18 protein-coding genes are annotated in these 19,009 nt (G+C 62.1%); 8 read left to right on the top strand and 10 right to left on the bottom strand.

The annotated features are described in order from the left end of the window. The first annotated feature begins 230 nt into the window (after window positions 1-230). The 6 genes from GFS60_RS31815 (at window position 231) to GFS60_RS31840 (ending at window position 5,690) form a co-directional block, all read left to right on the top strand. Window positions 231-944 (top strand): ParA family protein, encoded by a 714-nt coding sequence (locus GFS60_RS31815; RefSeq protein ID WP_159928204.1) that lies wholly within the window; start codon window positions 231-233, stop codon window positions 942-944. After that, entirely contained in the window at window positions 944-1,810 is an 867-nt protein-coding gene (locus GFS60_RS31820) for a ParB/RepB/Spo0J family partition protein (RefSeq protein WP_159928206.1), read from the top strand. The genes GFS60_RS31815 and GFS60_RS31820 overlap by 1 nt, the downstream gene beginning before the upstream one ends. Before the next feature lie 378 nt (window positions 1,811-2,188). After that, the gene (locus GFS60_RS31825; RefSeq protein ID WP_236603594.1) at window positions 2,189-2,860 is read left to right on the top strand and encodes a recombinase family protein; all 672 of its coding nucleotides are present in this window, start codon (window positions 2,189-2,191) and stop codon (window positions 2,858-2,860) included. 230 nt (window positions 2,861-3,090) lie between these two features. After that, a complete protein-coding gene (locus GFS60_RS31830) occupies window positions 3,091-3,933 on the top strand; it encodes a hypothetical protein (protein ID WP_159928208.1) in 843 nt (280 codons plus the stop codon). Window positions 3,934-4,230: 297 nt separating this feature from the next. Further along, the gene (locus tag GFS60_RS31835) at window positions 4,231-4,923 is read left to right on the top strand and encodes a pentapeptide repeat-containing protein (protein WP_159928210.1); all 693 of its coding nucleotides are present in this window, start codon (window positions 4,231-4,233) and stop codon (window positions 4,921-4,923) included. A gap of 500 nt (window positions 4,924-5,423) precedes the next feature. Then, the gene (locus tag GFS60_RS31840; RefSeq protein WP_159928212.1) at window positions 5,424-5,690 is read left to right on the top strand and encodes a hypothetical protein; all 267 of its coding nucleotides are present in this window, start codon (window positions 5,424-5,426) and stop codon (window positions 5,688-5,690) included. Between the two features lie 183 nt (window positions 5,691-5,873). On the opposite strand, the gene GFS60_RS31845 is transcribed toward GFS60_RS31840, so the two are convergent. From GFS60_RS31845 to GFS60_RS31870, 6 genes are all read right to left on the bottom strand, one after another. Then, on the bottom strand, window positions 5,874-6,452 hold the full coding sequence (locus tag GFS60_RS31845; RefSeq protein ID WP_159928214.1) for a hypothetical protein: 579 nt from the start codon (window positions 6,450-6,452) through the stop codon (window positions 5,874-5,876). 421 nt (window positions 6,453-6,873) lie between these two features. Further along, complete coding sequence (locus GFS60_RS31850; RefSeq protein ID WP_159928216.1) at window positions 6,874-8,070, bottom strand: DUF2637 domain-containing protein; 1,197 nt, start codon at window positions 8,068-8,070, stop codon at window positions 6,874-6,876. 205 nt (window positions 8,071-8,275) lie between these two features. After that, window positions 8,276-8,722 (bottom strand): hypothetical protein, encoded by a 447-nt coding sequence (locus GFS60_RS39465; protein ID WP_236603595.1) that lies wholly within the window; start codon window positions 8,720-8,722, stop codon window positions 8,276-8,278. Then, window positions 8,722-9,510 (bottom strand): ParA family protein, encoded by a 789-nt coding sequence (locus tag GFS60_RS31860; protein ID WP_159928218.1) that lies wholly within the window; start codon window positions 9,508-9,510, stop codon window positions 8,722-8,724. The genes GFS60_RS39465 and GFS60_RS31860 overlap by 1 nt, the downstream gene beginning before the upstream one ends. A gap of 892 nt (window positions 9,511-10,402) precedes the next feature. After that, window positions 10,403-11,083, bottom strand: a complete 681-nt coding sequence (locus tag GFS60_RS31865; protein ID WP_159929097.1) for an MBL fold metallo-hydrolase — start codon at window positions 11,081-11,083, stop codon at window positions 10,403-10,405. A 176-nt stretch (window positions 11,084-11,259) separates the two neighbouring features. After that, a complete protein-coding gene (locus GFS60_RS31870; RefSeq protein WP_159928220.1) occupies window positions 11,260-13,005 on the bottom strand; it encodes a winged helix-turn-helix domain-containing protein in 1,746 nt (581 codons plus the stop codon). Window positions 13,006-13,725: 720 nt separating this feature from the next. Here GFS60_RS31870 and GFS60_RS31875 point away from each other — a divergent pair. Beyond that, entirely contained in the window at window positions 13,726-14,577 is an 852-nt protein-coding gene (locus GFS60_RS31875) for a class I SAM-dependent methyltransferase (protein ID WP_159928222.1), read from the top strand. Here GFS60_RS31875 and GFS60_RS31880 read toward each other — a convergent pair. The 4 genes from GFS60_RS31880 to GFS60_RS31895 are packed head-to-tail and all read right to left on the bottom strand — an operon-like array spanning window position 14,555 to window position 17,261. After that, window positions 14,555-15,538 carry a hypothetical protein gene (locus tag GFS60_RS31880; RefSeq protein ID WP_159928224.1) on the bottom strand — a complete coding sequence of 328 codons (984 nt, stop codon included), beginning with the start codon at window positions 15,536-15,538 and terminating at the stop codon, window positions 14,555-14,557. The genes GFS60_RS31875 and GFS60_RS31880 overlap by 23 nt on opposite strands. Next, the gene (locus GFS60_RS31885) at window positions 15,535-16,095 is read right to left on the bottom strand and encodes an ImmA/IrrE family metallo-endopeptidase (RefSeq protein WP_159928226.1); all 561 of its coding nucleotides are present in this window, start codon (window positions 16,093-16,095) and stop codon (window positions 15,535-15,537) included. Before GFS60_RS31885 ends, GFS60_RS31880 begins: the two co-directional genes overlap by 4 nt. Window positions 16,096-16,109: 14 nt before the next feature. Further along, entirely contained in the window at window positions 16,110-16,544 is a 435-nt protein-coding gene (locus tag GFS60_RS31890; protein ID WP_159928228.1) for a hypothetical protein, read from the bottom strand. 6 nt (window positions 16,545-16,550) lie between these two features. Further along, entirely contained in the window at window positions 16,551-17,261 is a 711-nt protein-coding gene (locus GFS60_RS31895; RefSeq protein WP_159928230.1) for a helix-turn-helix domain-containing protein, read from the bottom strand. A gap of 389 nt (window positions 17,262-17,650) precedes the next feature. Between GFS60_RS31895 and GFS60_RS31900 the strand changes: the two genes are divergently transcribed. Beyond that, complete coding sequence (locus GFS60_RS31900) at window positions 17,651-18,979, top strand: hypothetical protein (protein ID WP_236603596.1); 1,329 nt, start codon at window positions 17,651-17,653, stop codon at window positions 18,977-18,979. The last annotated feature ends 30 nt before the right edge of the window (window positions 18,980-19,009 follow it).

The raw sequence follows: 19,009 nt of genomic DNA on the forward strand, positions 1-19,009 counted from the left end.
GGGACGAGCGCTGCGGACGCCTGCCGCGTCAGCGCGTTTCGCGCGGGCCGGACCTTTCACGAAAAAACGTGGAGACCTCGACGATGATCCGTTTTCCGAGGACAGCCAGCTTTGCCCTCCGATCGCGTGACGCTCCGCGTGTCGGCCCCGCTCCAACTGCTGCGGTGCCGTACCGTGCATCCCGTCCGAAGTAGCCCACAGGAGTGGGTGAAGCAAACGGAAAGGGTCCCATGACCATTCATGTCCTTCTCAATCAGAAGGGCGGCGTCGGCAAAAGTACCGTCGCCGTCAATCTCGCCGCCGTCACCGCGGACGTACTCAACCAAGACGACGATCCCGACGCCACCTCCCCCGTTGCCGCGGTCTCTGTGGACCCGCAGGGCTCGGCGATCTGGTGGGCCGACCGCCTCGACAACCTGCCCTTTCACGTCGTCCAGGCCCACGACGACCTCACCGGGCTCCGTCAGCTGGGTCAGCTGCCCGGCATCCGCCACGTGTACGTCGACACCCCTGGATGGATCGACCTCAACGCCGCCGACGACACCTCCGACCCACTTGGTCGCGGCCCGGCCGCCGATGCGTTGCGGACGGTCCTCGAGGTTGCCGATCACGTCATCGTGCCGATGGAAACCGAACCGCTCTCGTTCGACCCGACCGCCCGCACCATCCGAAAAATCTTGGAGCCGCGCGGCATTCCGTACACGGTGGTGATCAACAACTGGGATCCACGTGACGGCAAGCTCGATCTCGAGGAGACTAAGGACTTCGTCCGCGCGAACAAGTGGCCACTGGCGAAAACCGTGATCCGCCACTACAAATTGCATGCCCGGGCGAGCGCCGACGGCCTGGTGGTCACCGAGTACCCCGCGAACAGGGTTGCGCTGCAAGCCCGTGAGGACTTCTACCGACTGGCACTGGAGTTGCGGATCGACGGTGGTCGGTGATGGCACGCGGCACCCGCACCAACCTCGCAACCCTCGCCGGCGTCGTCGGCGAGAACTCCCCCGTCGACCGGCCCACCGCCGGTGGGACACCGACCAACGTGCCCTTGAGCGAACTGGCACCGAATCCACGTAATCCACGTGATGACCTCGGCGATCTCAGCGATCTGGCCTCGATCACCGGCACCCAACTCCAACCCGCCCTGGTCGTTACCCGGGACGCCTATCTGCGCCTGTATCCGGAAGACGACACCACGATCGGGCTCGCCCGATGGGTGGTGATCAACGGGTGCCGGCGACTGGCCGCGGCCACCAACTTCGGCCGCCCCAACCTCGATATCGTCGTCAAAGATGAAGTCGCCAAGGACCGAGTCACCCTGCTCGCCGCGGCGGTCATCGAGAACGTCGGCCGCCGCGACTTCGACGTCATCGAAGAAGCCAAGGCCGTCGAACTCCTGATCGGCGAGTGCGGAACCGTAGAGAAGGCCGCCATGAAACTCGCGAAGTCCAAGGGCTGGATCTCCCAGCGACGGGCCCTGCTACAACTCACCCCCGAACTCCAAACCGCCCTACGTAACGGCGAACTCGCCATTCGCACCGCCCGCTCGCTCGCGCAAGTTCCTCCAAAGGAGCAAGTCGAGGCCTGGAACTCCGAACGCAAGCGAAAACATCAAGGCATTGAACAAGATTCGGCTCCCAATGACAGCGGCCACAAGCCGGTCAAACGAGTGCCGGTAACCGCCGCGAAGGTCACCCGCACCTTCAAGCGCCTCGACGCCGACCCGACCACGCTCGCCGACGCCCTTGTCGACTACCTCGACCCCGACGGACTGCAAGCACTCATCAAGGCACTCACCGATCGACACTGACTCGGGACTCCTGCTGGGGCTCTTCACCACATGGTGAAGAGCCCCAGCATCGAAATCCTTGTTACCCAACTGCGTCACGAGCACGACGTGCGACGAACCTAACGCTTCCCGACGACGTCCGCACGTCACGTCGGCTGTGCCTGCATCCACCTATTCAAAGGGGTGAGCAGTAGCTGACGATCGCGAACATCCGCTTCGTTAGCTGTTACCGAGTCCGGCCCACAAGGCAAAACGGGCTGAGCGCCGTTCTGCGGCCACCAGGGTCCGTTTTGGCCAACGTCATACCGGCACACCCGAGAACGGCGCTCTACGGCGAAACTGTGCCCGGTCGACACGCTCCCCATCGTTCGGTTTCAGTGTTCGGTTGAAAAATCCGGTATGACGCGCCGATACCGGACGATGTGGATGTCGGACCGTCCGGAGATACTGATGGACGTGAAAATCGGCTACGCACGATGCAGCACCAAGGCTCAAGACCTGGCCGGCCAGGTCGCCTGGCTCGGCAAGCTCGGCGTCGAGCAGTCACGCATCTACACCGACCATGGATACACCGGGCGCAACAGAAAACGTCCCTCACTCGCCCGCGCCCTCGAGGTCGCCCGCGCCGGGGACGAATTCGTTGTCACCAAACTCGACCGGCTTGGCCGATCGGCCCGCGATTTGCACGAGATCGTCGACGGACTCGTCGCCCACGGCGTCGCCCTCAACATCGACGGCCGGGTGTACGACCCGACCGACCCGATGGGCAAGATGTTCATTGGCTTCCTCGCGATCATGGCCGAGTTCGAGTCGGACCTAAACCGGCAGCGCACCCGGGCCGGCGTCGAGGTTGCGAAAGCGAAGGGCAAGATGCGCGGCAAGCAGCACCGGTTGTCTCCGCTCCGCCGCAGCCTGCTGCTCCGCGACTACGAGACGGGCAAGTTCACGATCGCCGACCTGAGCCAAAATTACAGCCTCAAACGCACGAGTCTCTACGCCAACCTCGAGCTGGCACGTGTGGAACGCGATGGCGCGGACGTGGGCTCGGCGGAAGCGGGACTATCTGCTTGACCGCCCGTTTCAGAAGGCGATTGCACGGCAGGAACATTCAGCTACCAAAGGGTGTCGGACGGGTTTGCGACACTCAACGGTTCGGTAGTGAAAGGTCACCGGCGACTGCCCGTGCCGATCCCGGAGCGTCCGAGAAGGTATCGAATGTGAGACTTGCGTAGAAGTCCACAACTATCCTCCGATCGCCGAGGGTGTCATCGCGGTCAGGCAGAATCATTGCTGTGCCTCCCATGAACAGCCCGGCAGCCCGGCTCGCGAACATTCTGAAAAGACTGCTCGAAGCAAACAAGAACATTTCAACCAAGGACGCGCTCGCGCCCATCTTAGGAAGTGCCGACGGGGTCGAGTTTGCGCGTAGCTTCGGGTATCTGATCGGGCTACCACAGCAGGTTGCGGCCGCAGTCACCAACGCGGCCGATCCCGACCATGACGACGTTGACTGGTATCTCCAGTGGAGGCCCACCGTCGACCGAGCATTGAGCCAGGCATGGGCTTTTACGTCTGCGGTCCACAGTGTGCAGCAGTTGTATTCCTCAAATGACATCATTTACCTCGAAGCGTGCGGCAATCTGCTCGGTCGCGCGCGAATCGAACCTCGCATTGCACCCGAAACGCTCGACGACCTCTGGCAGAAGACGCAGGATCTTCGCGATGACCTGTTCAACGCAGAGGACCTCCCAGCCGATCTCAAGTCGTTCATGCTGGACCAGCTCGAAGGAATTCTCCGAGCATTCCGTGAGTTCATAATCCGAGGACCCGAAGCGCTGGCAGAAGCAATCAACCAAGCTGTGGGCGCAACAGTCACATCGAGGATCATGCCCCGGATTCAGGAGAGCCCCGAAGCACAGCCGTGGTGGAAGAAGTTTTCCGTCCAGATCGCCCTGATCACCAGTTTGATCGGCATTCCTGGCACGGTTTTGGCCTTACCACCTGCGTATCAAGCCGCTGTCGAGGCCATTTCGCCGTCCGCTGAGGCGGGGCGGCCTACGTCTACCATCGTCATAGACCAGTCGGTGAACATCGAGCTTGATCAGTCGCCATCAGAGGATGACTCGGCACCTTCACACCCGTAATAGTGGTTCAGGCGCGCGGACGATGTCGCACCTATAACCATCTCAGTAACGGTCGTCACTGAGGCGCGCCAAGGAGACTTGGATATCCGAGCCCGACCTCGCGCGCGACTTACGCAGATCGATCCATGGCACGCTGCGTCGCGAATCTGAAGTCTGTGGGTCAGAATCCCCTCTATGACTCTTCCGCCGCAGCCGATGCCGCAGCCACCGGCTCCGACGCCGACCCCTGGTCCTTCAACTCGTTGGGGACGTGCTCGTGTCTGGTTTCGAGATCCGCCATGGTGGTTCAGAGATGTCGTGATTGCGGTGTTGGTGTCTGCTTTGGTCGTACTGGCAACTACGGTGATCGACGATAGGCGTGCCGTTAGGGACCGAGAGATTGCAGCAGCTGCCGAAGTGCGCGCGGAGCGTATCGAAAACCTACGGTTTGTGCGGGAGCGCTCCAGTTCGGACGCCGATCTGCCTCGCCCGTTTGCGGCACTGGATCTTGCCGACCAGAGCCTGGGGGGATTGCAGTTGCGCGGCGCGATCTTCAGCGGTGCAAGCCTGTCCGGTGCCACCTTCGACGGCGCGGACCTTTCCGGAGCAAAACTTTCGAAGGCAGATCTGACGAAAGCGCAGCTTCAGGGTACAGACTTGACCGGCGCGATCCTCTTACAAACCAATATGACCGGTGCTTACATGTTGGTCGTGAACCTGTCCGGCGCGAACCTGGTTGAAGCAAATCTGACCGGCGCGCACCTGCCGGGAGCAAATTTGACTGGCGCAATCCTGACGGCGGCGAACTTGACGAGAGCGGATCTGTCCGCAGCGGATCTGTCCGGCGCGTTAATGACCGGCGCGGAGCTAGCCAACGCAAACCCGGCCGAGACGACGCTGGCGGGCATGCATCTACCGGATGTGAACCTCACAAGTATCTGCTGGGATGACTCCACCAAGTGGCCCGCAAATTTCACACCGCCATCAGATCGGACAGGGTGCAACGAGTAGACACTCGCACTAACACTCCGTTGTTCCCCAACTGCTCCCGCGTTTCGCGAGTTCCAGATCGGCTGAATGAGAGGCAACGAAAAAGCGCGTCATCCAGAGCAGCTTAACCACGTTTCATTCGGCGTCGTGGACTGAACTACGCAGGGAGACAGGGCTGATCCCCCGCTCAGGGATCACACGAGTTGAGTACGGTCAGCACCGTTCCGTTTCGATGACGAAGCGCGAGGCCAAGCCGATCTCGAAGGCCGACGGCAAGTCAGGCTGTCGGGTACCCATGCGAAGATGTCCCCGTTCCGATTGTTTCCCGGGGCAGTGAATCAACGATCCGACAGGAGTCTGAAATTGGGTGCGTGGGTCAATATCGACTGTCCCGAAACCGGATGCAGTTATCGCACAACCTTCCGGCTGGGGATGGGCGAAGAAGACGACCCTGACGCCTACGACGAGCGGGTTCACGTACTCGGTGGCGAGCACCCTAATCATCCGGAAAGCTAGGGACAGTGACCACAGACCACTACACGCCGAGTGGCGACTATCAGTCGATCAGAAGCGCCGCCGCCGCGCGCATCGCCGACTATGCGCGCGAAGCCACCATGACTCCGTTTGACCCCCAACAACTCGGCATGCACGCCCGTGTCCTGAAAAAAAGCTTGGACGCTCACACCGCCGCGACCGAGTCCGTCGGGTCCGACTGCCTTAAGTGCAACCAACCGTGGCCGTGCCGCGACATTCGTCTGATTTTCGTACCGCCGAACATCCTTAACTAACACACGACGCTCGTCGGAGCAGGCGACGCACACGCTGGTCGCCCGCTCCGGGCGTGCATCGACCACTTTACGCAGGCTGCAAGTCGGCCTCGGTGTCGAACGGCTGCGGCAGGGACAGCACGGAGGAGCCCTCGTCTTCGGCAGCGGCGACGAACGACTTCCATCGCGGGGGACTGGTCAAGTTCAGCGGCTACGGGCCGTGAGTTCGACCCGTTGGCGGAGCGAGCCATCTGCGTGCGGAACCCATGCCCCAACAGGCACCCACCGCCGCTTTCTGAGGGCTGTTCGAGCGGCGATGACCGCCGGCAGATCATCGGACACAGCGCCTATTACCCAGCTATCGAGTAGATCGCCGTCACTTGTACGGACTTCGACGTCATGCGACTCTGATCCGTCCTGAAGGATCGCGACCGGGCGTTTGAGGCGATCGTGCTGGGCGATTGCGTGAAGCTCGCACACGTACAGGATGGTGGGCAGTCCGGGAATAGCGGCTAACAGCGAGGACAACAACAGCAACAGATCCGAACCGGTGGTCGAGACAAGAGCCTGGGCGACGACGTAGAGGGCAGATATCGAAGCCATTCCGATCACGCCCAGCGCCCAGGCGGCAGAGCGCGGAAGCCGATGACCGCTGCGGTGGTCGGCGAGCATCACCGTGGACGCGACAACCGACACGCTCAACGCTGCCACGGCCGCAGTCAGACCATTAGTCTCGTCGACAGCGATTGCCACGACGAGGATTCCGGCAGAGAACGCACTCATCACCACCGCGATTTCAGCAGTAGCTACGGCGACACCAACCACTTCATCCCGGGTCCATGCACCCCGGAAGACTGACGATCGCTCGCGCATCGGCACTGTCCTCTCCCTCATTTCTCGGGACAGCTTATCGGGGCGCTGACAGCCAGATTCGTGGTCCCATAGTGCCGCCCGTTGACCCGCCGCCCGCCCCACGATCCGATCAGGTACGCCTCCCAATGGTGCTGGGTTCGTTGCGCTGCACGGGGAGTGCAACGGCGACTCTCCTGTGCGGCCGCAACGTGTGGATGTTGCACCGCAACGTCGGACTCGGTGGACGTTGTTGCCGCAACGGATCTGTCGAGGGGTTGTCCTCGGACCGGTTGTCGGCGGTCAGGTCGAAAAGCGCGAACTGGTCGTCACTCCCCCAGCCTGGGATCGGACATCACCGGGCACCGACCAGTGCGTACTGCTGGCCTGTCGTTGCCGCATTGCGGCCATCCGTTGCGTCGTCGACCTCGGGCAGCGGCGGGGTTCGGAACCCCGCCTGTACAGCGCGTTGCGCGACCTTGTCGTATCGGCGCATTGCGGTGGAAGCCGCCTTGGCGTGGGTAATCGTTGCGATTTCCGCGTAGCTGAGATTCTCGGTGATCCGGAGGCGGGCGGTTTCCTTGACTGTCGGGTCGAAGTCGTCGCAGGCGTCGATGAAGTCCAGGAGGTTCTCGATGGTCTGTTCCCCGTCGGGCAACACGTTGACCTCCGGTGACGCCTCGGAGGGCGCATTGCGGGCAACCAACCGCTCCCCCAGGTCTGCAACGGCGGCAACGCTGGGTGCATCCGCAACGAGCGGTTCGGCACCCACCGCAACAGTGGCTGGCGTGGTGTCCGTCTGGTCTTCAAGCGGCACCGACGCGTCGCCAGCTGCGGTCCCTCGCGGTGCCGGATCGCCGGCCTCGGCAACCGGCCCCGTCGCAACGTCGGATGCCGACGCAACGTCGGGTGCAACAGGGTTGGCCTGAAAGCGTCGGAACGCCTCCCATGCTTGGTGGTTCACCTCGATACTTTGCTCCTCGAGCACGTTGCTGAGTTCGTTGCGCCCCACCTCAGCCCTGACGTTTGCAGCCTGCATGAGGGCGTTGTACTCGGCGTAGGCGGTCCCGATGGACTTGATGAGAATGCCGACGCCGTGCGTGAAGGCCAGAACCAGCAGCGGCGGAATGATCGCGAGGAGAGCGGCGCCGGTCGGTGTGAGGGGGGTGTAGCCCAGGTCGATACCAGCGGCGAGTTTCCGTGCAGCGTCTTCACCGGCCCGGTGCGCGTGGTAGGCGTTGCCGTAGACGCTGATGAGGACCACGCTGACAGCCAGCGTCAGGAAGAACTTCTTCCCCGCTGCACTTCCGTTGATCTTGCTCAGCGCAACGGTCGCGATCGTTGCGCCGAGGATTGCGCCGTCGACGATGGAGGGAAAGATCCAGGTGAGGTATTGCGGGACACCGGCCTGCAATGCGAGGTCGCGTTGCACCGCAAAGGACAAAACGAATGCACCAGAGGTGATCCCCACCGCAATGGCGATCGCAACGGCGAGGGCTGCAATCAGGGATCGGAGCTGGATTCGTGCTGCTCGGAGATTAAGGTCAGTCATGATCGGGTTTTCCTTCCACGGGGTCCCGGTCGACGAGGCCCCTGCCGACCCACTCGGCAGGGGTCTCTCTTCGTTGCGGCCATTCGCTGACCGCGCTCGCGTCGCGCTGCTAAGCAATTCTTTCTGCTGGTAGGACCCATATCTGCTCGGGTGCAATGCACCTTTCGCCCATATGGGCTATTTCACCCCATATGGGCTGTAGGGGTTATATGGCGATTTCGTCGGCGGGCGCGGGAAAGGGTTCGCCGTTGTTGTACTGATTTTCGAGTCTGGCGCAAAGCTGGTCGATCGCGGTGCGGATGAATACCTGCTGACTCTTGATCCCGGTACGGGGGCGAGTGTGCTCGAGGGCTGCAACCATGCGGTCCTTCAACTCTTCCTCCAGCGATAGCAGAATGTCGGTGGTCTGAGCCTTCCGCTTTCTCTCCGTTGGCTGCCTCGCCGGCGCCGACGCCTTGCGCTGTTGCGGCGTTGCGGTCGGCGTTGCGGTCGGCGTTGCACGCGGGGCGGTCGTTGCGGGCGTGACTGACGACGTTGCGGCTGGCTCGGGTGCAACAGGCTCTGGCGTTGCCGTCGTCTTCGCGGCGGCTTGCTTGAAAGTGTTGCGTGCACTGCGAGGTGCGGGCGGGGCAGGTTTGGGAATTGCGCTCATCAGAGGGCCACCTTCTCCAGGATTTCGATGAAGTTCTTATGGAGGTTGCGGGACCACGCCGGCTGGCTGGGATGCTCATCGAAGCCCATTCCAACGTTGGTCAATTTCGATATGTCTGCCTTCTGCGGGATCGGGTCGCCGAGGAGCGCAATCTGGTCCTCAACCGCGTAGTTCTTTAGATAGCTGACGATCTCGGCGTGATCGTTACGGCGTCCGTCGATCTTGTTGATGACGATCCCAGCTATTGGGAGGACTTTGTCCATGTACTCGGCCAGGTCTTCGAGGGCCTCGCGAATCGAATCAAGCCCGTCGACGGCATCCGATTCCGGCTGAACGACGATCAGTACGTTATCCGCGGCGTACAGGGCGCTCCGAGAGACAAGGTCAATCGCGGGACGGCAGTCGATCAGGATGTGCTCGTACTCGCCCGAGACTGGCTTGAGAGCGCGAGCGAACGACATCTCTCCCCCAGGCTTTGTGCCGAGCTGATCTGAGACAGCCTGCAATTCGGCGAACCCGGATGGCAGGACATGAATCGCTTCACGCCGCGCCACGACGATCGCATCGCGGGCCGGTAGATCCGTCTGACGGTCGAGTACGTCGGCTAGCGAGTGTGGTGCGGGCTCGGATGTCGTGTAACCGGTGAGGTGCTTGGTTGAGTTGCCCTGCATGTCCGCGTCGACTAGCAGAACTGTGCGGCCTATCGCGGCGGCGGCGTGCGAGAGCCCATTGGCCACCGTTGTCTTTCCCACGCCGCCCTTGAGGTTCGCGATCGCAGTGATCGTCATGTCCCTCCCTCCATTCCCATATGGGAGCTTATATAAGCTAATATTAGCTTATAGCATCGTATCTTTGGTGTCGTGCCGGTAGATAGTGGAATCGTATGCAGCCCAATATCACTTAACGGGTAATGACATGCGGTTATATAGAGAAACTTTCGCTCATATTCGCTACCTAAAGCACATCGCAAGGAAGATGATGCGAGATAAGAGCAGTTGCCAAAACATCTTTTGATCTGATAAATGGCAGGTCAGCGACATCAGGGCTGACGCAAACTGTGCTCAGCCAAGTGCGAGGTCCACGACACCAACGTGTTCCACAACGACGAGATGAACACCTAGGGCACCTACTCGGATTCGATCGAGATGACGTAGATCGACAACTGACAAGCCGAACGATCGGCAACCCCCCGCACCTGGCCAGTCCGATTCCATGAGGGCGTCAATAGCCGATCGACTGCGCTACGCGCGAAGGGCACCTCCATGCCCGGCATCGTGAAGAAGCTGACCTTCACTATGCCGGCAAGAACGCCGGCCGGCGTCCGTCAGTCTCCCTCTACGGAGTCCTCGCCGTCGACAACGATGCCCGAACAGGGCCAAGCAGTCACCCGCGGCCCTTTTCCGGCCGCATTCGGTTCCACACCTAAAGCACGTTCGGGGAAGCTGGATTCCACCGACCCGTTCGAGACGCGGCGGCAAATACGGCTGGTGCCCTCACCGTCGAAACGATGAGGGCACCAGTTCTCGGATAGGGCCGGTCATTTCCGGCTCGCCCGGATGGATGGATGGATGGATGGACACCCCAGGAAGCCCATCGAGCTTCAGGTCTTGTAGAACCGTTGGGAGTCTATCGCGATGGCACCGCACGATTCCGGATTGTGGTTCTCACTTTGGAACTCGGCTACCAGCCTCGCTCGCGCCATTCGGCGAGGTGTGGCCGATCTACGCCGAGGGTGGTGTCGTCGCCGTGGCCGGGGTAGACGACAGTGCTGTCTGGGTATCGGTCGAAAATCTTTGTTTCCACGTCGGCGATGAGGGTGGCAAAGTTCTCGGGCTCCGCAGTCTTCCCGATACCGCCGGGGAAGAGAGAATCGCCGGTGAAGAGATGGGTTCGCCCACCGTCGGGTTCGGTAAGGGCGAGAGCGAGGGACCCGGGAGTGTGCCCGCGGAGATGAATGACCTCGAAGGTGAGAGTACCAATCGTGATCGTGTCACCGCCCACGAGAAGACGGTCTGGAGTGACGGGCAGGGCGTCGGCATCGAGTGGGTGCGCTGCAGTGAGGGTGCCGGTAGCCGCGACGACATCCTTGAGCGCCCACCAGTGGTCGATGTGCTGGTGAGTGGTGACGACCAGGCGAAGCTCGGGTGCTTCCTGCTTTACGAGCGCTGTGACGCGTTCAGGTTCGTTCGCGGCGTCGATGAGTAGCGCTTGCCCGGTCGCGGTGCACTCGATGAGGTAGACGTTGTTGTCCCCGGCCGCGACGGACATCTTGATGATGCGGCCGCCGGGGATGAGGCGCACTTGGGGGTTCGATCCAGGTGAGACGTGACCGGTGTAGGGCTGGTCGAGGGTAATAACCACGTTCAGTGGGACCTTTCTTGATCGCGGATTTGCGACGGTGGTCGCGGCCAGTGGTACATCATTCTGCTCGTGCGGGCGTACTGCGTCGGGGAGGGTACCGCGGGCGATAAGGTAGCCCGCCACCGGTGGATAGTTCGTCACAGTGACGAATTGCCTGCGATTATGTGCGATTGCAGTCACGCCACAGCACCTTCCGCCGGTGCAAGACAGCTACGGACGATGTCACGTGCGGTCCGGTAGTCTGCCCGGCCGCTGGATTTTGTGGGAAATCTTCCGTACTTGATCCTGGCTGGTCCGCCGATCGGCAGCGCGAGGGTTGTTGCGACTTCAGAGTGACGTTTGAGTCCGCGCTTCTTGCCCTTCCGCCGTCGCCACGCTAGTTCGTCGTTCCACCATTCGAACAGCTCCCGATCGATGATGTGCCGCTCCCGTCTGTTAGCTGACACGTCGGCCACGCCTAGCTCCTGCGCGGCCCCATGAAGCCGCCTCAGCACTCTGTCCGCACCCCGCGAACTCGATCCAATCAGCTGGAGACGACTGAATCGCCGTAGGGTCTTTTCCACGGTCACAGGGGAGTAGCCCGTCGCACTCGTGACCTGCTGAGTAGTCCGTGCTCCACCGAGGAGCGCCCAGTGGATACGAGCAGCGGCAGCACCGAGACCGGGCCGGGGGGACCAGAGGTCGTGTGTGTGGTGAGCCAGGACTGTAAGACCGGGTTCCGTGAGCGGGGGCGGGTTCCCTTGTGTTGCAGCTGCATCTTCCCAACCTGTCGGGGGAAGATTGAGAGTCCAGCTGGCTGCTCTGGTGCCGGCCGCAGCGGAAGTCCGCGTGACCCACCCGGTCTGAGCAAGCACACGTAGGCGCCGTGAGATCGTCGACGCCGCGAGGCCCGCCCTCTGCGCAAGACGGCGACAGTCGATGTCCAGGGTGCGAGTACGGGCTGTACGGGCGAAGGAGATCAGGGCGTAGAGGATCCGCTCGTCGCTCTCGCCACCGGGTTGAGCGAATCGCGCTGCGTGGACAGTGAGGGCCCGTTCGATCATGTCGAGATCTTCGTCGAGCGGTTCCTGCGGGAGAGTGCGATCGGGGAGGTAGGAGAAGGTGGCGGCGCGCTGTAGGGCTCGGCCCCATTGACGGGCGACGTCGTCGCGGCCGTTGTCGCGGTCTTCCCGAAGGCGGACAAGTCCGGGCGCGGATGCGGCCGCGGTGCGGGCATCGCTGAGGGTATGGCCCGCACATGCCATCCCCAGAAAGATGCTGTGTGTGATGGCGCTTCGATCGGCACGCTTACCGGGCGCGGTGGAGAGGAGCTCCTGGGTGGCGGCAGACAGCAGACGGCGTGGGCGGTCGAGGTGAGGGTTTGTCTCCGGGTCACCGATGCGGATCGGTGTGGCGCGCACCGTCGCCGAGGTCGCGGCTGTCGGCCTCGGTATGGGTGGGGTGTGGGGGTGGCGCGCTAGAAGCCAGGTGACGACTTCCGGCGTCGTTCCGCGGCTGACGCGGTTGAGAGCCTGGTGCAGCTCGACACCGGCCAGGTGAGGGACGGACCGTCCTCCGTTGCGATGGGGTGCGCCTGGAGGCCGCACAACCCCCGAACCAGGGTTTTCCAGGGGTGATCTGTCGAAGGTGGCGTAGTGCTGTTTGAGTACGCGGGCCAGTTCGCGGACATCAGCCGAATCGGCGCCGTCCGCGCTCAGGCGGAGCCAGATATGTTGGCCGCCCGCCGGGCCGGAATGCGCTCGCAGGTAATGGACACCGAGGCTGTCGAGGTGTGCGGCGAAGCGGTCCGAATCGCTACGAGCCTGATCGGCGCCAAGACGGGCAGAGTCGAAGTCGAACGCGAGAAGCCGAAAGCGGTGGTCCACCGAGCTTGCGAGATAGATCGCCCATGGATAGTCAGGCGCCTGCTGCGGCACCACCATGCTTGCGCGGTACTCGTGTGTGCGCGATGGGTCGACCCGGACGGTCCGGCGAGGCGACCATTGATGCGCAAATGTTTGATATAGATCAGCATGCGTGTGCTCGTTAGTTGAGACACGCGCATGAATGGAAACCTCATCAGGGCATGCAGTGATACCCTGGGTGCTGTCTACCACGACAGTCCCTTCGGGGAACATTTGAAAACCGCAGAGAACCGAGCGGCCACTCGTTTCTCAGACCTCGAATACCCTCGGCTTGCCCGCCGGGGGTTTTTCGATTGTCACTTGCGGTTGAAGTTTTGAGTCGCGGGTCAGCCCCGCGTCCACCTAGCGGTTCACGCTGTCCGTGGCAAGACCTCCTGTTGGATCGGTGCAACTAAGTCCGTGAGACCAATTTCCGCAGCCAAGATGGCGGAGACATAGTCGTTTTCGGTCATATCGTGCTCACGAGCGGCCCTGTGCACTGCCGCTTTGAGCTCCACCGGCACGCGAGTAACGAGCCGTGTGCGTTCTCCCTTGCTTGGCCGTCCTATGCGGCGTGTCGATGGTTGTGCCATGCCAGACATTGTGGTGCCTAAAATCTCTTCAAGATGGACGACACGCCGTAAGCAACGCAATTCATACGATCATCACCGTTGGCAACATACATGCAACATATGAGCATCATAACGGTTCCGCCATCCCCGCTCCTGTCTTCGGGCCGGCATGCGGTAGAACCGGGGCATGAGCGAAGAGATCCAAAGCGAAGGCGACATCAGCGCAACGGCAGTGGCTGTCGCGCACTTCCGTGCTCTGGAGACCGGACGTGATGACCGCCTTTTTTCCGACCCCTTAGCAGCGCATTTCGTCGATGCTTCGGGGTTGCCGATCGGGTCAATCGGTCTCAGTGACGTGACAGCGTCGCGGGTCTATCAGTCGGTCGTCACGCGTACGAAATTCCTGGACGACGCGCTGCGCGAGGCCGCTGCCTCGGGTGCGGTCAAGCAGCTAGTCGTGCTTGGCGCGGGCCTGGACACCCGCGCCCGAAGGCTCGTCCTGCCGGGGGTGGAATCGGCTTACGAGCTGGATCTCCCGCACCTCTTCAGTTTCAAGCGGCGCGCGCTCGATTCAGCGCCCACGAAGCCGATCGGCGCTGCTTTTCCGGTCATTGACGTCGCAGCTGATCTCCTCGCCGATGATTGGGGGACACATCTGGTCGCTGCGGGATTTGATGCAAAGCTGCCGACTGCATGGGTCGTAGAGGGAGTCTTCATCTACTTCACGACTGAGCAGAACGCCCAGATCATGAAACAGCTCACGCAGCTCTCCGCTTCCGGAAGTCGTCTACTGGCCGTCCATTTCGGAGTCGGTTCGCTTGAAGAGGCGCAGTCCAAGGAGATGGCGGCGCGCACTGAACAAGGGGGCTACGGCTTTAAATCCGTAGTGGCCGATCCCGGTGATTGGCTGGCCGAATGGAGTTGGGTGACCGAATCCGTATCGATAAAAGGCTTCGCTCAGGCCCTTGGCAGGGAGGTCCCGTACCTCGAACAGCCAGGGCATGAGGTTGCCTGGCTCATTGCGTCGCGATTGCCGTGACGGGTTGCTTGGGAGCTAGATCCGAGGCATCTGCGAGCTCTACCTGGAGATGGAATGCGGCGGTCGGTGTTCTCGCGGCCGCCCAGCAAGCCCAGCGGGTGTATTTCAGCTCGTGTGAGCGGTCCAAGACAACTACTGGGGTGTTTGCCCGTGCTGTGAGCCAGTCGCGGCCGTATTTGCGCAAGAGGCGGTAGCGCTGGAGTCGCTGGGGCAGTGGGGCGCCGGCGTAGATGCCGGCGGCCAATGCCGCGAATGCCAGCGCCGCGAGCACAAGTACCAGCGATATGGCCTTGGCGTTATGCGAGTATGCGTTGTCGATCCCCGAATACTGCAAGAACAGGTCGACCCCCTTGTGAGAGCAGTAGAGAATCCCGACCGCTGCTGCGCAGAACAATGCGCCCAGGGCGCGGGCCAGTAGTCCTCTACGTACGAGGAACAGGGATACCGCACAGTGGTAGGCGGTCACACCACACGATGCGAGAATCGGTAGAAGGAACGCCAACCAGTACAACAGCACCGAGCCGGTGACGGGAAAATCGCTGGTCATGTAGGAGGTGGGCTGGTCGGCCATCGGCGAATACAGAAAGGCGATGGTCATCACGCCGACGATGAGGCCGGCCTGGAGCATCTGCAGCCGTGCCGAGAATTGCACGCCGCCTGTGATGTAGGCAGCGATACCCATTAAGGGAATGGCAATCAACGCCGCCCACGTCATACCAACCAGAGACATGATGTTGGCGACGCCTGTGAAGTCGCGGAGTCGTGGATTGATGATGTCGTCCGTGATCACGGGTACCCGACAGAGTTTGGCGAACCCGAGGCACAGGAGGAGCTGAGTCACAGGATTGGACAGTCCCGCCAGAGGGCCACGAGTTCGAGTCGCGGCACCATCGACGACAATCCGGTAGGAAGCGACGGCGAGCACCGCTAGCGAGATCACGGCAGTGATAAGGATCGTCATTGGTCCCATCCGAAGGCACGCGCAGCACGTTCGAGCATCCGACGATGCCGAGGTGATGCATCCTCTGGTACCAAAGGCGCAGTCAACTCCGACCCCTTCTCCAGGAGAATCCGACTGAACCATTCGGCCTGCCGCTCGACCGGCTCTTGGTATTGGGATCTCATCAGGCACAGAGGAGTCGAGAATCGCGTGATCATCTCTCGCGGCAGACGACTGTTGAGACGCGAATTGTATCGCGCGACGGCCTCACGGCTGAGACGACCATGGCTGAGTACGATGTGGCCCAGCTCATGACAGATGATTGCGTTGCGTTGCATTCCCGTTGCCCCAGCACGGTAAAAGACGAGGTCACGGTCTTCGCGTGGAACCCACAGTCCCGACACTTCCCCGCTCAGCTTCGGCTTGCGCTGGAGTGGAGCAATGACGATAGGCCGACCACGTTGCAGGCTCAGTTCCGCGACGAGCCGGTCGAGTGACCACGGCCGCTGCATAGGCATCCTGGCGACCGCACGTTCGGCGATCTCTTTATCTTCGTCCTCGCCAGCAAGTTCGTTCACGATTCCCTCGTCGTCTACTTGGTTGTTCGGCGGCCATCTTCGGCGGCCTCGATCTCGCCAAGTAGCTCGTGGAGTTCGTCTCGCGCTTCCGGACTGAGATCCTCGGTAGACGAACGGAAGCCCCCGACTAGGACCGTCTTCGTGTCACGCTGCACTAGCAAGGTCTTGAGATTGTTGAAGTACTCGACGTACTGCGCCGGTTCATCGGAAAGGTAGACGGGTTCATCCCAGCCGAGCGCTTCCGCGATAGCGATTGCCACTGCGGGATCAGGTAAGCGGTGCCCGATGCGAATGTCTTCGACCTCGTCGGCGGTCAACGCCATGCCGGTACGTCGCGACACTTCTGCGGCAATATCTGCGTACGGTGCCGGGGAGTTCGCGCTCTTGCACCACAGGACGAACAACAGATCGAGGCGTTGAAACAACGGGATTTCACGATATTTGCTCATGGTTGTTCAGCTCTTTCTTGCTTGTAGTACTCGCTGCTTGGCATTCCAGCGCTGATGGAACGCGTCGCGGGTGACCTCGTCGAGGTCTTGTTCCTTGCCTGCGAGCCAACGGCGGTAGAGCTGTTCCTCTGCTACCTCGGGGTCAGCGCTCTGCACTGAGCTGGAGAGGTGCTCACGGTAGGCCATTTCGACAGCTGGAGTAAGCACGCGACCTGGCCCTCCAGCGCGTTCGAGAACCTCTGTCGCGTAGGCGGCACTGAGTTTTCGGATGATGCTAGCCAGTTCGTCGGCGGCCTTCTCGGCGGTCGGCAAACAGGATGCTGGCAGATCCTGGCGGGTAAGGACGTCGTAGACGACATCGGACGTGGTCAGCAGTCCTCGTACGAGTTCGACTGAAATCTCAAGCTTGCTGAAATTGAGCGGATTTGCCGGCGCAGAGAGTTCTGAGTTCTCTGCTGACTCGGTATCGAGTGGATCAGGTTCGCCACCCGCCAGTGTTCGGGCCGCGCTACCGGGGGCCCACCTCAGCCCCTCGTCTAACCGCCGCAGGGTCCGCGCCCTTGGCGGGGCCGTTTTCGAGGTCGGATTCTCGATTCGCGCCAGGGTCGTGTCGGCGGGACCGCCAGCTGCGTGTACCTGGTCCCGAGTCAGACCCAACCACCTTCTCCGTGCAGCGACGACAGCGCCGAATTTCTCGAGCTCACGGTGGTTGGGCATGCATTCACAGTAAATGCGGACCCGGCCCCAGAAGGAACCACCCGCCGAAGAAGCCATTCGACTACCCGTATGATGCCTATATGATGCTTGTAAATATACCAAACGTTGCTTCTGTGGGGTAGCTTGACGCAGGGGTTGTCCCTACCGACAGAGCCCTGCGGCCCTATTTCCACTGTGAGACCGGCTCGACCCCGCGTCGTTTTCACGTACGAGCGGCGGCACGTTAATGAGAAGGAGATCGACTGATGGCGGATCACGATGTGGCTCCAGAGCCTGTCTGCCTGGGGTCTGTAGCAGCTCGTCCCTCGAGATGGGCAGGGCCGTAGTACCCGTCCTCGTTCTCCTAGCAGCCCAATGGTGGTTGCACCACCGAAAGAGAAGGAAACAAGATGACGCATAACAGATATGGCGGCCGCCACCGTCACCGCATGGAGCGAGTGACGGTCGCGGGAACTATTCCAGTGGTCATCGCTTTGACGTTGGGCGGCGTTGCTCAAGCAGAACCGGACGCCCAGCCGGGTGTATCGGTGGAGCAGGCTCAGCCCGGTGTGAGTAGTGAGCAGTCGCAGCCAGGTGTGTCGACGCCGGCTCCGGCACCGCAGCGCGAGTATCTGGCCGGGTATCAGCCCTCTCCGGAGGTTGCAGCCTCTCCGGGCCGGTCTTACGAGGATTTCCAGAACGGGAATCAGTATGTCGAGGCACCGATCTACACGGAGCCGACGTATCCGCAGGCCTACTACGAGCCCGCCCCCTATCAGGAGCAGTACTACGGGAATCCGGGTACGCAGTGGACTGAACCACCGGCCGCGCCCGAAGCGGCCCCGGCTGCGCCACCGGTTCCGATGGTGAAGCGGAAGGTCATCGCTCCGGTCGATGCACCCGAGGGGTACATCTTCACCGGTGCCGGATTGATCCAGCAGCCGCCGTGGATGCCGGACGCGGACCGGGATCGGATCACGAACACGATCGCCGCCGTGCAGGCCGACGCGGGTAACGCCCTGATCAACGCTGGTGTCGACGCACCGCAGGCCGATCGGGTCACCGGCGGTGCGATCGGCGGCGGGTTACTCGGCGCGGGTATCGGACTCACCGCTTTGGGCGGGCCCGCCGCGGTTGTCGGAGCGGGCGGTGGTGCGTTGATCGGTGCCGGTATCGGTGCCGCTGTGACCGCCCCGACCGGCGGTTGGGGTGTGGGTCCGGGTGCGGCGATCGGCGCTGGAGTCGGCGCGGCCGTGATAGGGCTGCCCGCGGCCGCGGTCGGCGCCGGGGTGGGTGGTGCCGCCGGCGCTTTGGTCGGTGCCACGGTCTTCGGTGGCCAGGACCTCACGATCGAGGAACCGGCACCGGCGGTCCCTGCCGTCGAGGCAGCTCCGGCCGCACCTGCTCCGCTGTGGACACCGCCAGGGATCGATACCAGCGCTGTCACCACACAGACGGTGGCGGTGGTCGAGCAGGTTGAACAGTTCCCCACTGGCGCAGAGGTTGTCGAGCAGGCACGCAATTTCACGGAAACGGCACCGGCGTACTTCGAGCAGGCAGCACCCCAGGTGAACGCGACGCTCACGCAGGTGCGTGGCGCGGCGCTGGCACAGCAGGGCGGCGGCCAGGTCGTCGCCGCAGCGGACCAGGCCGGTGCGAACGCGGCGGCCGCGGCCGTACCAGTGATCGAGCAAGCATCAGCGTTCGCCGGTGCCGTGGTCGCCGGCCTGAACGCCTGATCACAGCAGTAGGAACCGGCACCCCGTTAC

It is taken from the genome of Rhodococcus sp. WAY2 (assembly GCF_009859915.1).
GTDB lineage: Bacteria > Actinomycetota > Actinomycetes > Mycobacteriales > Mycobacteriaceae > Rhodococcus_F > Rhodococcus_F oxybenzonivorans.

What these genes read in the sequence shown, in the direction of transcription:
- GFS60_RS31815 (WP_159928204.1), top strand. Translation starts at nt 231, where the DNA reads ATGACCATTCATGTCCTTCTCAATCAGAAGGGCGGCGTCGGCAAAAGT.
- GFS60_RS31820 (WP_159928206.1), top strand. Translation starts at nt 944, where the DNA reads ATGGCACGCGGCACCCGCACCAACCTCGCAACCCTCGCCGGCGTCGTC.
- GFS60_RS31825 (WP_236603594.1), top strand. Translation starts at nt 2,189, where the DNA reads ATGACGCGCCGATACCGGACGATGTGGATGTCGGACCGTCCGGAGATA.
- GFS60_RS31830 (WP_159928208.1), top strand. Translation starts at nt 3,091, where the DNA reads ATGAACAGCCCGGCAGCCCGGCTCGCGAACATTCTGAAAAGACTGCTC.
- GFS60_RS31845 (WP_159928214.1), bottom strand. Translation starts at nt 6,452, where the DNA reads ATGAGTGCGTTCTCTGCCGGAATCCTCGTCGTGGCAATCGCTGTCGAC.
- GFS60_RS31850 (WP_159928216.1), bottom strand. Translation starts at nt 8,070, where the DNA reads ATGACTGACCTTAATCTCCGAGCAGCACGAATCCAGCTCCGATCCCTG.
- GFS60_RS39465 (WP_236603595.1), bottom strand. Translation starts at nt 8,722, where the DNA reads ATGAGCGCAATTCCCAAACCTGCCCCGCCCGCACCTCGCAGTGCACGC.
- GFS60_RS31860 (WP_159928218.1), bottom strand. Translation starts at nt 9,510, where the DNA reads ATGACGATCACTGCGATCGCGAACCTCAAGGGCGGCGTGGGAAAGACA.
- GFS60_RS31870 (WP_159928220.1), bottom strand. Translation starts at nt 13,005, where the DNA reads ATGGTGGTGCCGCAGCAGGCGCCTGACTATCCATGGGCGATCTATCTC.
- GFS60_RS31875 (WP_159928222.1), top strand. Translation starts at nt 13,726, where the DNA reads ATGAGCGAAGAGATCCAAAGCGAAGGCGACATCAGCGCAACGGCAGTG.
- GFS60_RS31880 (WP_159928224.1), bottom strand. Translation starts at nt 15,538, where the DNA reads ATGACGATCCTTATCACTGCCGTGATCTCGCTAGCGGTGCTCGCCGTC.
- GFS60_RS31890 (WP_159928228.1), bottom strand. Translation starts at nt 16,544, where the DNA reads ATGAGCAAATATCGTGAAATCCCGTTGTTTCAACGCCTCGATCTGTTG.
- GFS60_RS31895 (WP_159928230.1), bottom strand. Translation starts at nt 17,261, where the DNA reads ATGCCCAACCACCGTGAGCTCGAGAAATTCGGCGCTGTCGTCGCTGCA.
- GFS60_RS31900 (WP_236603596.1), top strand. Translation starts at nt 17,651, where the DNA reads ATGACGCATAACAGATATGGCGGCCGCCACCGTCACCGCATGGAGCGA.